A 14,047-nucleotide genomic window follows, 5' to 3' on the forward strand; every position below is an offset into this window, starting at 1 on the left:
CCATCCTCCTCGGCAGCGAAGGCCGCATCCTGGACATCGGCCGCACCACCCGGATCTTCCCACCCCACATCCGCAAAGCCATCACCGCCCGCGACCAAGGCTGCACCTTCCCCGGCTGCACCATCCCAGCCCCCTGGTGCGAAGCCCACCACACCACCTACTGGTCACACCACGGACCCACCAGCACAGAAAACGGCACCCTCCTCTGCAGCCACCACCACCACCTCATCCACCAAGAACAATGGACCATCCACATGCCCCACGGCACCCCCTGGTTCATCCCCCCACCACACATCGACCCCACCCAACAACCCAGACAAAACCACTACTTCCACCAATAACCACCGGAAGCCAAGCCGCAACAGAAAGGTGGTTCCACTACGGATTGTCGCCATGCGCGCCGAGGCTCCCGCTCGCAGATGCATCTCGTTCCGGCCCTCACATCCCGTGAAGCAGGGATGCAGGCAACGGCTGCCGGGTCGGTTGGCGCCGGCATTTGCGGGTAATCTAAAAGTGTTCCGGGCCCAGAGCGGCCCGGTGCGATTCCATGGCAGGCAGTAAGGCGAGGTTGATGGCCCACATCTGGAACGATCTGACTGAGGTCCCGGCGGACTTCGGCCCCTCGGTTGTAACAGTCGGAAATTTCGACGGCGTGCACCGCGGGCACCAGCAGGTGCTGTCGCAACTCATCCGCACAGCCCGACTCAATGGCGCAAAGTCCGTAGCGGTCACTTTCGATCCTCATCCCGCGCAGGTGCACAGGCCTGAATCCGCTCCCGAACTCATCATGGGTCTGCAGGACAAACTTGATGCCCTGGGAGAACTTGGCCTGGACGCCATACTGGTCATGAAGTACTCACTGGAACTCGCGAGCCTGACCCCTGAGGAATTCGTCGAGCAGGTCCTCGTTGGTGCCTTGAAGGCCAGCCATGTAGTGATCGGCCATGATGCCCGCTTCGGCCGAGGGAATTCCGGTGACCTCTCCACCATGCAGCAACTGGGGGAGAAGTTCGGCTTCAACGTCCAGGTCATCAGCGAGTTTGGTTCCGAGGGCTACCCCCTGCATTACCCCGAACCCGGGGAGGGCAACAACACCAGCGACGACGGAAACCGCCGCTGTTCCTCCACTTGGGTAAGGGAAGCACTGCGCGACGGCGACGTCGCCACCGCCGCTGCTGTGCTCGGACGTCCCCACCGGATGCGCGGCCAGGTGGTCCATGGCGCAGCCAGGGGACGCGCCTTGGGATTTCCTACCGCCAACCTGTCATCGGATGCCACTGGCTACATTCCTGCTGATGGCATCTACGCCGGCTGGCTCGTGGATCAGGCGGGCACGCGGTGGCCCGCCGCCATTTCTGTTGGCTCCAACCCCACTTTTGAAGGTGTCAGCCGCCAGGTGGAAGCACACGTCATAGACAGGCCGGAAGAATCGGTCGATGACTTCGATCTGTACGACCAGACAGTAGTGGTTGAATTTGTGGCCAGGCTGCGGGGCATGGTGGCGTACCGTGGGCCTGAAGCGCTCGTGGAGCAGATGCGCCTGGACGTCGTCCAGGCTCACGATCTGCTTGTGAGGCGCTGATTTCCGGTCCTTGGAAGGAAGGCGGCACTGTGGCTGTCGAAAACAACACCAGAAAGCTGGACAAGGGGATTGTGCGCGACTTCAGTTCGCGCATGAGCTATGCCTCGTACCTCCAGCTGCCGACACTGCTTAGCGCACAACAGCCTGTAAGCAGCCCCGAACACCACGATGAGATGCTCTTCATCATCCAGCACCAGACCACCGAGCTCTGGCTCAAGCTGGTGCTTCACGAACTCCAGAGCGCTGCCGAACACCTCCGTGCGGACAATCTCGGTTCGGCCCTGAAGGAAATAGCACGCGTTAAGCACATCCAGAAGACGTTGACCGAGCAGTGGTCCGTCCTGGCTACCCTCACGCCAACCGAATATTCCCAGTTCCGCGGCTTCCTCGGTAACTCTTCAGGGTTCCAATCCAGCCAGTACCGGGCCGTGGAATTCGTGCTGGGGAACAAGAACCGCAAGATGCTGCCCGTCTTCGAGTCCGATCCGGAAGCGCACGAACAACTGCGGCTCCTCCTGGAGGCCCCGAGCATCTATGACGAGTTTCTCGCTTATCTGCACCGGCAGGGTTTCGATATTCCCGAGTCGGTGTTGAACCGGGACGTGACCCGTGCCCACGAATTCAGCCCTGAGCTGGTCCCCGTCTTCAAGTACATCTACGAAAATGCTGTGGACAACTGGGGCGCCTATGAGGCGTGTGAGGAACTGGTGGATCTTGAGGACAACTTCCAGCTGTGGCGATTCCGGCATCTGCGGACCGTCCAACGGACCATCGGGATGAAAACGGGCACAGGCGGATCCACAGGTGCTGCCTTCCTGCAGAAGGCCTTGGAACTGACCTTCTTTCCTGAGCTTTTCGCTGTACGGACGGAGATCGGCCAGTGAAGCGACCAACACCCGTAGGCGCAGGATCGCACACATTCGTCGAGCCGGGCTCCAGCGATGACACCCTCTTGGCCCGTGCAAGGCAACTCGACGCCGATGATCCCCTGGCCGCGTATCGAGGCCACTTCATCGGCGCAGAGAGCTCGTTGTCCTACCTGGACGGCAATTCTCTGGGCCGCCCGTTGAAAAGAACGCGGGACGACATCAGCCGCTTTATTGAAGAAAGCTGGGGCGGACGTCTCATCCGGGGGTGGGATGAGGAATGGCTTGACCTGCCCCAGGCCATCGGCGACCAACTGGGACGCGCTGTTCTCGGCGCCGCCGCAGGACAAGTAACTATCGCTGACTCCACCACCGTGGTGCTCTACAAGCTGATCAGGGCAGCGCTTGCCGCCAGCACCGGTCCCGGCCGAAACGAAATCGTCCTGGACACCGAAAACTTCCCCACGGACCGGTACCTCGTTGAAGGAATCGCAAAGGAGCAGGGGCTCACCCTGCGGTGGATCACTCCGGATGCGGCCGCGGGCGTCACCCTCGAAGAGGTGCGCGCCGTCACGGGGCCGGCCACCGCCGTCGTCGTCCTGAGCCATGTGGCCTACCGCTCCGGCCACCTTGCGGACCTGCGGGGGATTACGGAAGCAGTGCACGACGCCGGTGCCCTGGTTGTCTGGGACCTTTGCCACTCAGCGGGGTCGGTAGAGATTGGGCTGGACGCCAGTCAAGTGGATTTCGCTGCCGGCTGCACTTACAAGTACCTCAACGGCGGGCCAGGGTCACCGGCGTTCGCCTACGTCAATGCCCGGCACCTTCCCGGACTGGCTCAGCCGATCTGGGGCTGGATGGGCCGCAAGGATGCTTTCGAGATGGCCGCGGGCTATGAAGCCGCGCCTGGAATCCGGGGCTTCCTCAGCGGAACGCCTACAGTATTGGCCATGATCCCCATGCGCGGCATGGTGGACCTGATTGAGGAGGCCGGCATTGAGTCAGTCCGCCGGAAGTCGAGTCTGCTCACTGCTTTTGCCGTGGAGCTGTACGACTCGTGGCTGGCGCCGCGGGGAGCCCAACTCTCCACGCCACGGGACCCAGACCAGCGGGGTAGCCACATCACGGTGGACCACCCGGCCTTCCGGGAGATGACGTCGGTGCTCTGGGAACGGGACATCATTCCGGACTTCCGGGCCCCGCATGGGCTCAGGATCGGTTTGTCGCCGCTGAGCACGTCGTTCAGCGAGCTGTACGACGGCATGGCCGCCATTCGCCAGCTGGTGGATGGCTGACGGGTGAACGACGACAGACGAGTGAACGGCTGAAGGCTGCACGACCAACATTGCTCGACAGCTTCTGCTCAGAGAGCCCTTGTTTCGACAAGATTAGGCCGCTGCCGGTAAACTAAACGATGGATCCGGCTGCAGTCCGTGGCGGCTGGTTCCTGTTGTGTTACGGCCTTCTCCGGAAAGTCGTAACAGCATCCCCGGCAGTGAGTTACTGATTCGGGCCTCACGGCACATCTCTAGGAGTTATTGTGGCACTTGACGCCGCTGTAAAGCAGTCCATCATCAAGGATTTCGCAACGTCCGAGGCCGACACCGGCTCACCGGAGGTCCAGGTTGCAGTCCTGACTCAGCGGATCAAGGATCTCACTGAGCACATGAAGGAGCACAAGCACGATTACCACACCCAGCGCGGCCTGCTGGCCATGGTTGGGCGTCGTAAGCGCATGCTGACCTACCTCAAGAACACTGACATTGCCCGCTACCGTGCGCTCATCGAGCGCCTCGGCCTGCGCCGCTAGTCAGACTTAGGGGGCGGCCCTTTCCTGCACGGAACGGGCCGCCTTCTTCACAAAAAATTCAATAGGAGGATCAACCGCATCACGCATTCGCGGTCCTCGGTAGTGATCCCCGGGAACGGCTTTGAAGAACGAAGCCCTGGCCCGTGGGTCTCGATCGATGACCGGGTGCAGTGCAATCCAGTAGACAGATGCTGGGTTGGGTTGATGCGGCTGGACTTCCGTTAAACAAGAAACGGAGGTGACTCTCTTGGAGGGTCCCGAAATCCAGTTCTCAGAAGCAGTAATTGACAATGGCCGCTTCGGCAAGCGTGTAATCCGCTTCGAAACCGGCCGCCTCGCCAAGCAGGCAGCCGGCGCAGCAATGGTGTATATCGATGAAGACACCGCGCTGCTTTCCGCAACCACCGCAGGCAAGCAGCCGCGCGAAGGTTTTGACTTCTTCCCGCTGACGGTCGACGTCGAAGAGCGTATGTACGCTGCGGGCCGTATCCCGGGTTCGTTCTTCCGCCGCGAAGGCCGCCCGTCCACCGAGGCCATCCTGGCCTGCCGCCTCATGGACCGCCCCCTGCGTCCGGCCTTCGTTAAGGGCCTGCGCAACGAGGTCCAGATCGTGGTGACCGTCCTCGCAATCAACCCGGACGAGCTCTACGACGTTGTAGCCATCAACGCTTCCTCGATGTCCACGCAGCTCTCGGGCCTGCCCTTCTCCGGCCCCATCGGCGGCGTGCGCGTTGCCCTCGTGGCCGACGAGAACGGCTCACAGTGGGTCGCGTTCCCGAAGCACTCGCAGCTCGAAAACTCCGTGTTTAACATGGTTGTTGCCGGCCGTATCGCGGGCGACGACGTTGCCATCATGATGGTCGAAGCCGAAGCAACTGACAACTCCTGGAACCTCATCAAGGAACAGGGCGCCACTGCCCCCACCGAAGAGGTTGTTTCCGAGGGTCTTGAGGCAGCCAAGCCGTTCATCAAGGCACTGTGCGACGCCCAGGCTGACCTGGCCGCACGGGCAGCCAAGCCCACCGTCGAGTTCCCGGTCTTCCTGGACTACGAAGACGACGTCTACGCAGCAGTTGAGTCGGCTGCCGCTGACAAGCTGGCCGCGATCTTCCAGATCGCCGACAAGACGGAGCGCAACGACGCTTCGGACGCGCTCAAGGACGAGGTCACCTCCTCGCTCGCCGGCCAGTTCGAAGGCCGCGAGAAGGAGCTCTCTGCAGCATTCCGCTCGGTCACCAAGCAGGTTGTGCGCCAGCGCATCCTCAAGGACCAGATCCGCATTGACGGCCGTGGCCTGACGGACATCCGCCAGCTCACCGCCGAAGTTGAGGTTCTGCCCCGCGTTCACGGTTCCGCGATCTTCGAACGCGGCGAAACCCAGATCATGGGTGTCACCACCTTGAACATGCTCAAGATGGAACAGCAGATTGACTCGCTGTCACCTGTCACGCGCAAGCGCTATATGCACAACTACAACTTCCCGCCGTACTCCACCGGTGAGACCGGCCGCGTCGGTTCCCCGAAGCGCCGCGAAATCGGCCACGGTGCCCTTGCCGAGCGCGCGCTCGTGCCGGTGCTGCCGTCCCGCGAGGAGTTCCCGTACGCCATCCGCCAGGTGTCTGAGGCTCTCAGCTCCAACGGTTCGACGTCGATGGGTTCAGTTTGTGCATCAACCCTGTCGATGCTCAACGCAGGTGTGCCGCTCAAGGCAGCCGTTGCAGGTATCGCCATGGGCCTGGTCTCCGACCAGGTTGACGGCCAGACCCGCTACGCAGCGCTGACCGACATCCTCGGTGCAGAAGACGCCTTCGGCGACATGGACTTCAAGGTCGCCGGTACGTCCGAGTTCGTCACCGCCATCCAGCTGGACACCAAGCTCGACGGCATCCCGGCGTCGGTCCTTGCAGCAGCCCTGAAGCAGGCCCGCGAAGCCCGCCTGCACATCCTCGAGGTCATCAACGCAGCGATCGACACTCCGGACGAACTCTCCGAGTTCGCTCCCCGCGTCATCGCCGTCAAGATCCCCGTAGACAAGATCGGCGAGGTCATTGGCCCCAAGGGCAAGATGATCAACCAGATCCAGGAGGACACCGGCGCTGACATCTCCATCGAGGATGACGGCACGGTCTACATTGGCGCCACCAACGGTCCGTCTGCAGACGCAGCACGTTCCGCCATTAACGCCATTGCCAACCCCCAGGTTCCGGAAATCGGCGAGCGCTACCTCGGTACGGTCGTCAAGACCACCACCTTCGGTGCGTTCATCTCCCTGACCCCGGGCAAGGACGGTCTCCTGCACATCTCCGAGCTGCGTAAGCTGGCCAGCGGCAAGCGCGTGGACAACGTCGATGACGTTGTTTCGGTGGGCCAGAAGATCCAGGTGGAAATCACCAAGATTGATGACCGCGGAAAGCTGTCCCTGTCTCCCGTGGTTGCCGAGGAAGAAGGCGCGGGCGAAGAATCCGACGGCGTTCACGCTTCGGCTCCTTCCGAGGGCGCTGACATCTCCGAGTAGTCAGTAACACCAGCAATAACGGCGGGGCCGGTGGATAATCCACCGGCCCCCAGCCGTTAAGCCCCTGAACCTTTAGAACAGCAGCCGCTGATAGCATTGCAGGCAGATTTGACCTGCATCATTGAAAGGCCTTAATGACTGTCGTACCCCTGCCGCTCAAGCAGAACCAGCCCGGTGACACCCTGATCCACGGAGCCGACGGCGGGGCCGTGGTCCGGCGCTCGGTGTTGCCAGGTGGTGTGCGCGTCCTGACGGAGGAGATGCCGGGGCAGCGTTCAGCAACCATCGGGTTCTGGGTGGGGGTCGGGTCCCGGGATGAGGCTCCGGGCCAGCACGGTTCAACCCACTTCCTTGAGCACCTTCTGTTCAAGGGGACCCGCAGGCGCACCGCCCTTGAAATCGCGTCCGCCTTTGACGAGGTGGGAGGGGAGTCGAACGCTGCCACTGCCAAGGAAAGCACGTGCTACTTCGCCCGGGTGCTGGACTCAGACCTCCCCATGGCCATTGACGTCATCGCCGACATGATCACCGGTGCTGTCCTGGACCCCCAGGAGATGGAGCAGGAGCGGGACGTCATCCTGGAGGAGATCGCCATGGACAGCGACGACCCCACTGACGTCGCCCACGAGCATTTTGTGGCGGCGGTGCTTGGAACGCATCCTCTCGGCAGGCCCATCGGCGGAACCCCTGAAGCAATCATGGCAGTGGCACGCGACTCCGTCTGGGACCACTACCGGCGCTATTACCGCCCTGACGAGCTGGTGATTACGGCCGCCGGCGGTCTTGATCACGACGTCGTCTGCCGCCTTGTGGTGGACGCTCTGCGTGCCGCTGGCTGGGAACTCGAAAGTGGCGCGGAGCCCGTCCAGCGGCGCTCCACAGCACCGGCCCAAATCACGGGCACGGCGGGGCTGCACGTCGTCAAACGACCAGTGGAACAGGCCAACATCATTGTGGGTTGTCCCACGATTGTGGCAACGGACGACCGCCGGTTCGTCATGAGCGTGCTGAACGCTGTCTTGGGCGGCGGGATGTCGTCCAGGCTGTTCCAGGAGGTCCGTGAGAAGCGCGGGCTTGTCTATTCCACGTACTCCTTCGCGTCCTCCTACGCCGATGCCGGGTACTTCGGCATGTATGCAGGCTGCACCCCGTCCAAGGTGCGGCAGGTCCTCCAGCTCCTGGGAGCAGAGCTCGATAAGCTCGCCCAGGATGGAATTTCAGAGGATGAACTTCGCAAGGCTGTGGGTCAACTTTGCGGCGGAATCGTCCTGGCCTTGGAAGATACCGGATCCCGGATGTCACGGCTGGGCCGGGCCGAGTTGGTTTCGGGGGAGTACCAGGACATCGATGAGACCCTTCGCCTCATCAAGTCCGTGACCGCAGCCGAGGTCCAGATGCTGGCACGCGAGCTTGCCTCCGCTCCACGAACAGTGACTGTGGTGGGACCTTTCGAGGAGAGCGAAACGTTCGGGCTCTGACCCCCTCGTCGTCGTTGGGCCTTCGGATTGTGACTGCTCTGGACACCGTCTGTTGCTATGGCAATGATGGTGCCATAGGCCGCGCCAGTCGGGAGGAAGCATGGACGGTGGGCAGCCAGGCAAGGGGAACTCTGCCCTGGAGGTGTTCCTCGGACACTGGACGGGCGTCACTGAGCTTGCCGCAACTGCATGGAGCCCGGGGCGGACAGCGCAGGCAGAGGTGACCTTTACACGCGCAGCAGGAGGCTTCGCCGTCGTGCAGAGCTACCGCCACGTCGAGGCAGACGGTACCCACTTCGAAGGGCATGGAGTCTTCACGGTGGATCCTGACCATCACGACACCCTGTGGTACTACGTCGACAGCATGGGAGGACCCCCTGGGGTTCCCGCCCGCGGCACCTGGCACGAAGGAACGCTGACAGTTGAGCGTCGCAGCGAGGATGGAACGGCAAGGCACCGTTTCCGAGTGGACGACGGCGTGTTGACGCACACAGCCGACCTTAGGCTCCGGGATGACCACGGTTTCCGCCCGTTCATGAGGTCAGTCTGTCGACGCGTCTGACTGATCGGCCACGTCTGACTGATCCGCGGTGTGCGCCTGCAGTTGAAGCTAACCGCCCGCGAAGGGCGGAAGTACATCCACGACGTCGTCTTGACTCACCACAACGGACCGGTCGCGGACAGCTACCTCGTTCAACAGGAAACTGCTCCGTGACAGGAGGCGGGCAAGCGGAGGGGTCCCGGCAGGAGGCTCTGGACGTGCCACCTTGAGCACGGCTGCGAGGAGGTCCTCCACGGAAGATCCCGCGGGGAGTTCGAAGCGCTCTTCCTCCACACCTGCCGCGGCACGCGCGGCAGCGAAGTAACGGACGTTCAAGGGTTCAGCCTCCGATGGCGCTCATGCTGCGGTCCGGCTGGACGAAGTCCGGGGCGTCGAGTCCTACATGTTCCATGCCGTGAGCCTTGGGCTTGAGCCACATCGCATCCTGCCACCGTTCGGCGAGCTGTTGGTCAGTCGCTCCTGTCCTTAAGAGTCCCAGAAGGTCGAATTCCTCCCGGGAGAACAGGCAGCTCATGATCTTGCCTTCGGCTGTGATGCGCGTCCGGCGGCAATCCGAACAGAACGGTTCCGTGACCGAGGCAATGATGCCGACAGTGCCCAGCACGGGCCCGGTGGCGTCACCGGAACCAGCATCCCGCCGTCGTACTTCAAAGCGTTCGGCTGGAGCACCGTCCCGGGCACGCGGGTCCGGACCCAGGACGTAATCCACCGAAAGCAGTTCGCGGATTTCAGCGGCTGTGATCATGTTCCGGCGGGTCCACCCGTGGTCGGCGTCGAGAGGCATCTGTTCGATGAAACGCAGCTCGTAGCCGCGTTCCAGTGCCCATGCGAGCAATGAGGGGGACTCTTCGTCGTTTATCCCGCGCATCAGGACGGCATTGAGCTTCACCGGTCCCAACCCGGCAGCCCATGCGGCGTCGACCCCGGCGAGCACCCTGTCCAGGAAGGGGCGGCGGGTCAACTGGGCGAAAGTCTCTTCGTGGAGGGAATCGAGGGAGACGTTGATACGGGAAAGCCCCGCTGACTTCAAGGCAGCGGCCTTCTTGTCGAGGCCCACTCCGTTGGTGGTCATCGAAATGGGAAGTTCCGGATGCGCCTTGCGCAGGGCGGAAATGATATCAATCAGGTCGGCCCGGACGAGGGGCTCCCCGCCAGTGAGGCGCAGTTCGCGGACTCCCAGGTGGTCCACACCGATACGGACAATGCGGACAATCTCTTCCGCGGTCATCACGGCCTGCTTGGCCAGCCATTCGAGGCCTTCGGCGGGCATACAGTAGGTGCAGCGCAGGTTGCATTTGTCTGTCAGCGACAACCGCATGTCGGTGGCACGGCGACCGTAGCGGTCCACCAGGCCGGGGGCGAGACCGGCCGGACGGGCGGCGGGCAGAGGTGTCCGGTCACCCGAACCGGAGCCGCCTTCTCGCGGCTGCGGCATGCCTAGCTGAACACTCATGAAATCAGGCTACGCCACCAGCGGGGCATCCATCACGCCTGTGACTTCCGTGGATCTTACGGAATGCGAACGGTTGGCCCTTCGGGTGCTGAAACGGATGCCCGGCAGCGGACACGAACCTATGCTGAAGACGTGACCAAGTTCCCGGTGCCAGCCCACGAAAGCGGGAATCTGGCCGAAACAGGCAATCGGCGTATCCTCCTTGTCGAAGACGAACAGATCCTCGCGGATGTCGTCCGGAATTACCTGCTGCAGTCCGGATTCCAGGTGGACGTCGCGGGGGACGGGTTTACCGCTTTGCGGTTGGCGTCCGAGCGTAATCCGGACCTGGTCATCCTGGACCGCATGCTGCCGGGCCTGGACGGCGTTGAGGTGTGCCGCCGACTCCGGCGAAGCATGGAAGTCCCCGTCATCATGCTCACAGCGCTCGGGACCGAAGACGACCGGATCCTGGGTCTTGAAGCCGGCGCGGACGACTACATAACCAAGCCTTTTTCACCCCGCGAGCTGGTGCTGAGGGTCAAATCCGTCCTCCGGCGCAGCATCCAGGCCTTCAGCCCGGAACCTCCCGTTGAAATTGGCGGGTTTGATCTCAATCCAGCTGCCAGAACCGTGACGCATAACGGCCAGCCGCTCACGCTCACAGCCAGGGAGTTCGACCTGTTGGCCTTCTTCCTCCGCCGGCCAAACCAGGCCTTCAGCCGGGAGGACCTTATCCGTGCAGTGTGGGGATGGGATTTTGGCGATCTTTCCACTGTCACGGTCCATGTGCGGAGGCTCCGGGAAAAGATTGAACGCGATCCGGCCCGGCCCATGCTCCTCAAAACGGTATGGGGGGTCGGCTACAGGCTGGATCCCTCTACCGTGAGCGAGCCTCGGCTGGCCGGAGACGAGGGTGTTGCAGATGCAGGCCGCTGAGCTGTTCGGCATCGTCGCGTGGGCCTTGCTGTGGGCGGTGGTGATCGGTGGCGCCTCCATGCTGGTCCTCAGGTCCCTGCGCCGGACCTCCCTTGCCATCCAGATTTCCGTCGCTGTTCTTGCCACGGTCGCAGTGCTGACGGCGGGCATGGTGAGCGCCTTCAACGCGATGTTTATTTCCGCCCGGGACCTCGAAGTCATGTGGTACATCCTGGCCATTGCCGCCGTCGTCGCCGTAGCCATGTCCTTGATGCTGGGGGCACGGGTATCTCGGAACGCACGCGCCCTGGCTGATGCTGCCCGCGATCTTGGCCACGGGAAGGAGGCCGGCACCGCCGTTCCCGTCATGAGTTCCGAACTGGCAGCGCTCGCCGAGGAACTGCAGCTGAGCAGCAGACGGCTGGAAGAATCCCGCCAGCGTGAGGCGGCGGTGGAGAAATCGCGCCGGGAGCTGGTCTCCTGGATTTCCCACGACCTTCGGACGCCGCTGGCCAGCATGCGGGCCATGGCCGAAGCGCTGGAGGACGGAATGGCGGAGGACGCCGGCAGCTACCACCGCCAAATCATCTCCCAGACAGACCAGATGGCAGGAATGGTGAATGACCTCCTGGAGCTGTCCAAGATCCAGGCCGGTACCCTGCAGCTGACTTCCGAGCCACTTGACCTTTATGACCTTGCCAGTGACGCCATCGCGGATCTCGCGCCGTTGGCTGCCCAAAGGAACATAAGGCTCGACGGCGGAGGGGAACGCGAGTGCCTTGCCGTGGCGGACGGTCCATCGCTGGGGCGGGCCATCCGCAACGTCGTGCTCAATGCCATCCTGTACAGCGCCAGGGACTCACTGGTGCACGTAGAGGTTGGCCGCGACGGGAAGGATGCAATGGTGTCCGTCAGGGACAGCTGCGGCGGGATAGCCGAGGAGGACCTGAAGCATGTTTTCGAGACCGGTTGGCAGAAGGACCTTGCCCGGAGCCGTGCCGGGCAAAATCGGGGGACAGTCACCGGCACTCTGGAAGACGGACGGACGCCTTACAGCGGGGCCGGGGTCGGATTGAGCATGGTGGCAGGGATTGTCCGCTCTCATGGAGGCACGGTATCCGTGCACAATGTGGGGGAGGGATGCCGCTTTTCCATCCGTATCCCGGCGGAGGGTTCGAAGCAGACGGGATTGCCAGGCGACGGAAATCAAGGAGGCAGCCATGGAAAGGCCTGAGCGGTGGGCGGCGTCAGCGGGCATCGTGGCCATCGGAGCCGGTGTGGCAGGTGGTGAGCTCGTAGCTGGTTTTCTGAGTCCTTCCCTTACCCCTATGACAGCGGTAGGCGGAGCGGTCATTGATGCCGTGCCTCCTGCCGTTAAGGACTGGGCGATAGCGGCGTTCGGCACCGCGGACAAGCTTGCATTGCTGGTCGGCATGATCGTAGTTATTGCTGCGCTCGCGGCTGTGGCCGGTGTCGTGGAACAGCGCCGGCGTTTCGCAGGCGTATGGCTGATCGGCATCTTCGGCGTGGTGGGATTCCTCGCAGTGCTTGGCCGTGCTCAATTCACCGGACAAGCCCTTGCCGGGCCTCTGGTCGCGGCTGTTCTGGGTGTCGTCCTTCTGCGCCGGCTCATTCAACAACTGGAGAATTGGCAAGCGGCAGCACTGATCTCCGGAGGCGTCCTTGCGGCCCCTGGCCTCCAGGGGCAGGCGGGCCAGGAGCGGGCGGGCCAGGAGCCTGCGGCCCGAAAGCCAGCGGCCGAAGGGCAGACACTTCAAAAGTCCGCGCTCCGCGAAGACGCACGCAGCCAACCTGCCCGGCGCCGGTTTCTGCAGGGTCTGGGATGGGCAGGAGCCTTGGCCGCCGGCGGGGGTGTCCTGGCGGCCGTCCTGAACAGTGCTGTTGTCGGAGTGAATGACGTGCGGCGGAAGCTGGTCCTTCCCCCGCCGCGCTCCTCAGCTCCGCCTATCCCGACCGGTGCCGAAGTGGCCGTGGACGGAGTCGGCCCGCTTGTGACCCCCAACGCCGACTTTTATCGGATCGACACCGCCTTGAGGGTGCCTGCGCTGGATGCCGACGCCTGGACCCTCAAAGTCACGGGAATGGTGGAGCGGGAGGTTCAGCTGGATTTTGCTGAACTTCTGGCCAAGCCGCTGATTGAACGCCATGTGACCATCGCGTGTGTTTCCAATGAAGTGGGTGGGGATCTCATCGGCAACGCCTTGTGGCTTGGGTGGCCTCTGCGTGAGCTGCTGTTGATGGCCGGGGTTAAGAGCGGCGCAGATATGGTGCTGTCCCGGAGCGCCGATGGCTGGACGGCGGGGACTCCGCTGGAAACGCTGACGGACAGCAGGGATTCCCTTCTGGCGGTAGGCATGAACGGCGAACCCCTGCCCCTGGAGCACGGGTTCCCGGTCCGCATGATCGTCCCGGGGCTCTACGGCTACGTGTCGGCCACAAAATGGCTCACCGAGCTGAAGGTGACCAGGTTTGCGGACGACGTCGGCTACTGGACTCCGCGGGGCTGGAGCGAACGGGGTCCCATCAAGATGTCATCCCGGATCGATGTGCCCACCACGGACAGGGTGGTGAAGACGGGCGCAACCACCTTCGCCGGCGTGGCCTGGGCGCAGCACACGGGGATCAGTAAGGTGGAGCTCCGTGTGAACAGGGGGAAGTGGCAAGAGGCGCGGTTGGCCCCGGGCATTTCCCGCGATACGTGGTACCAGTGGCAATTGCCCCTGGAGTTCACACCGGGGCAGTACGAAGTGCAGGTTCGTGCAACCGATCTGGACGGCGCTGCGCAGGTGGAAGAACGCCGGCCCGTCGCCCCTGACGGAGCTACCGGCTATCACACAGTTAGAGTGGTCGTGACGTCGTAGCA

At 63.0% G+C, this 14,047-nt stretch carries 13 protein-coding genes; 11 read left to right on the plus strand and 2 right to left on the minus strand.

Annotated elements, in window-relative coordinates:
* The 8 genes from MU551_RS21710 to MU551_RS21745 form a co-directional block, all read left to right on the plus strand.
* On the plus strand, positions 1-341 hold a 341-nt coding region (locus MU551_RS21710; protein ID WP_247048641.1), incomplete at its 5' end, for an HNH endonuclease signature motif containing protein.
* A 230-nt stretch (positions 342-571) separates the two neighbouring features.
* Positions 572-1,582 carry a bifunctional riboflavin kinase/FAD synthetase gene (locus tag MU551_RS21715; RefSeq protein WP_247048642.1) on the plus strand — a complete coding sequence of 337 codons (1,011 nt, stop codon included), beginning with the start codon at positions 572-574 and terminating at the stop codon, positions 1,580-1,582.
* Between the two features lie 29 nt (positions 1,583-1,611).
* Entirely contained in the window at positions 1,612-2,466 is an 855-nt protein-coding gene (kynA, locus tag MU551_RS21720) for a tryptophan 2,3-dioxygenase (RefSeq protein WP_247048643.1), read from the plus strand.
* Positions 2,467-2,534: 68 nt separating this feature from the next.
* Positions 2,535-3,743 (plus strand): kynureninase, encoded by a 1,209-nt coding sequence (kynU, locus tag MU551_RS21725; protein WP_247048714.1) that lies wholly within the window; start codon positions 2,535-2,537, stop codon positions 3,741-3,743.
* A 245-nt stretch (positions 3,744-3,988) separates the two neighbouring features.
* On the plus strand, positions 3,989-4,258 hold the full coding sequence (gene rpsO / locus MU551_RS21730) for a 30S ribosomal protein S15 (protein WP_247048644.1): 270 nt from the start codon (positions 3,989-3,991) through the stop codon (positions 4,256-4,258).
* A gap of 247 nt (positions 4,259-4,505) precedes the next feature.
* The gene (locus MU551_RS21735; protein WP_247048715.1) at positions 4,506-6,773 is read left to right on the plus strand and encodes a polyribonucleotide nucleotidyltransferase; all 2,268 of its coding nucleotides are present in this window, start codon (positions 4,506-4,508) and stop codon (positions 6,771-6,773) included.
* 134 nt (positions 6,774-6,907) lie between these two features.
* Entirely contained in the window at positions 6,908-8,251 is a 1,344-nt protein-coding gene (locus tag MU551_RS21740; RefSeq protein WP_247048645.1) for a M16 family metallopeptidase, read from the plus strand.
* A 100-nt stretch (positions 8,252-8,351) separates the two neighbouring features.
* A complete protein-coding gene (locus MU551_RS21745) occupies positions 8,352-8,813 on the plus strand; it encodes a DUF1579 family protein (protein ID WP_247048646.1) in 462 nt (153 codons plus the stop codon).
* Positions 8,814-8,861: 48 nt separating this feature from the next.
* Here the strand turns inward: MU551_RS21745 and MU551_RS21750 are convergent, their stop codons facing one another.
* Together MU551_RS21750 and moaA are read right to left on the minus strand one after the other, a co-directional pair.
* Complete coding sequence (locus MU551_RS21750; RefSeq protein ID WP_247048647.1) at positions 8,862-9,128, minus strand: MoaD/ThiS family protein; 267 nt, start codon at positions 9,126-9,128, stop codon at positions 8,862-8,864.
* 4 nt (positions 9,129-9,132) lie between these two features.
* Entirely contained in the window at positions 9,133-10,266 is a 1,134-nt protein-coding gene (moaA, locus tag MU551_RS21755) for a GTP 3',8-cyclase MoaA (protein WP_247048648.1), read from the minus strand.
* A gap of 132 nt (positions 10,267-10,398) precedes the next feature.
* Here moaA and MU551_RS21760 point away from each other — a divergent pair, with 132 nt between their 5' ends.
* Genes MU551_RS21760 through MU551_RS21770 form a run of 3 tightly spaced genes read left to right on the plus strand, consistent with a single transcriptional unit; the run spans position 10,399 to position 14,045 of the window.
* Positions 10,399-11,184: a response regulator transcription factor gene (locus MU551_RS21760; RefSeq protein ID WP_247048649.1), complete on the plus strand. Its 786-nt coding sequence runs from the start codon at positions 10,399-10,401 to the stop codon at positions 11,182-11,184.
* The gene (locus MU551_RS21765) at positions 11,171-12,397 is read left to right on the plus strand and encodes a sensor histidine kinase (protein WP_247048650.1); all 1,227 of its coding nucleotides are present in this window, start codon (positions 11,171-11,173) and stop codon (positions 12,395-12,397) included. The genes MU551_RS21760 and MU551_RS21765 overlap by 14 nt, the downstream gene beginning before the upstream one ends.
* A complete protein-coding gene (locus MU551_RS21770; protein ID WP_247048651.1) occupies positions 12,384-14,045 on the plus strand; it encodes a molybdopterin-dependent oxidoreductase in 1,662 nt (553 codons plus the stop codon). Before MU551_RS21765 ends, MU551_RS21770 begins: the two co-directional genes overlap by 14 nt.
* The last annotated feature ends 2 nt before the right edge of the window (positions 14,046-14,047 follow it).

The organism is Arthrobacter rhizosphaerae, assembly GCF_023062595.1.
In the GTDB taxonomy this organism is placed as follows: Bacteria; Actinomycetota; Actinomycetes; order Actinomycetales; family Micrococcaceae; genus Arthrobacter; species Arthrobacter rhizosphaerae.

Excerpts from the sequence above, each read along its gene's own strand:
- MU551_RS21770 (WP_247048651.1), top strand. The coding sequence starts at position 12,384 with ATGGAAAGGCCTGAGCGGTGGGCGGCGTCAGCGGGCATCGTGGCCATC.
- moaA (WP_247048648.1), bottom strand. The coding sequence starts at position 10,266 with ATGAGTGTTCAGCTAGGCATGCCGCAGCCGCGAGAAGGCGGCTCCGGT.
- MU551_RS21740 (WP_247048645.1), top strand. The coding sequence starts at position 6,908 with ATGACTGTCGTACCCCTGCCGCTCAAGCAGAACCAGCCCGGTGACACC.
- MU551_RS21715 (WP_247048642.1), top strand. The coding sequence starts at position 572 with ATGGCCCACATCTGGAACGATCTGACTGAGGTCCCGGCGGACTTCGGC.
- MU551_RS21765 (WP_247048650.1), top strand. The coding sequence starts at position 11,171 with ATGCAGGCCGCTGAGCTGTTCGGCATCGTCGCGTGGGCCTTGCTGTGG.
- MU551_RS21745 (WP_247048646.1), top strand. The coding sequence starts at position 8,352 with ATGGACGGTGGGCAGCCAGGCAAGGGGAACTCTGCCCTGGAGGTGTTC.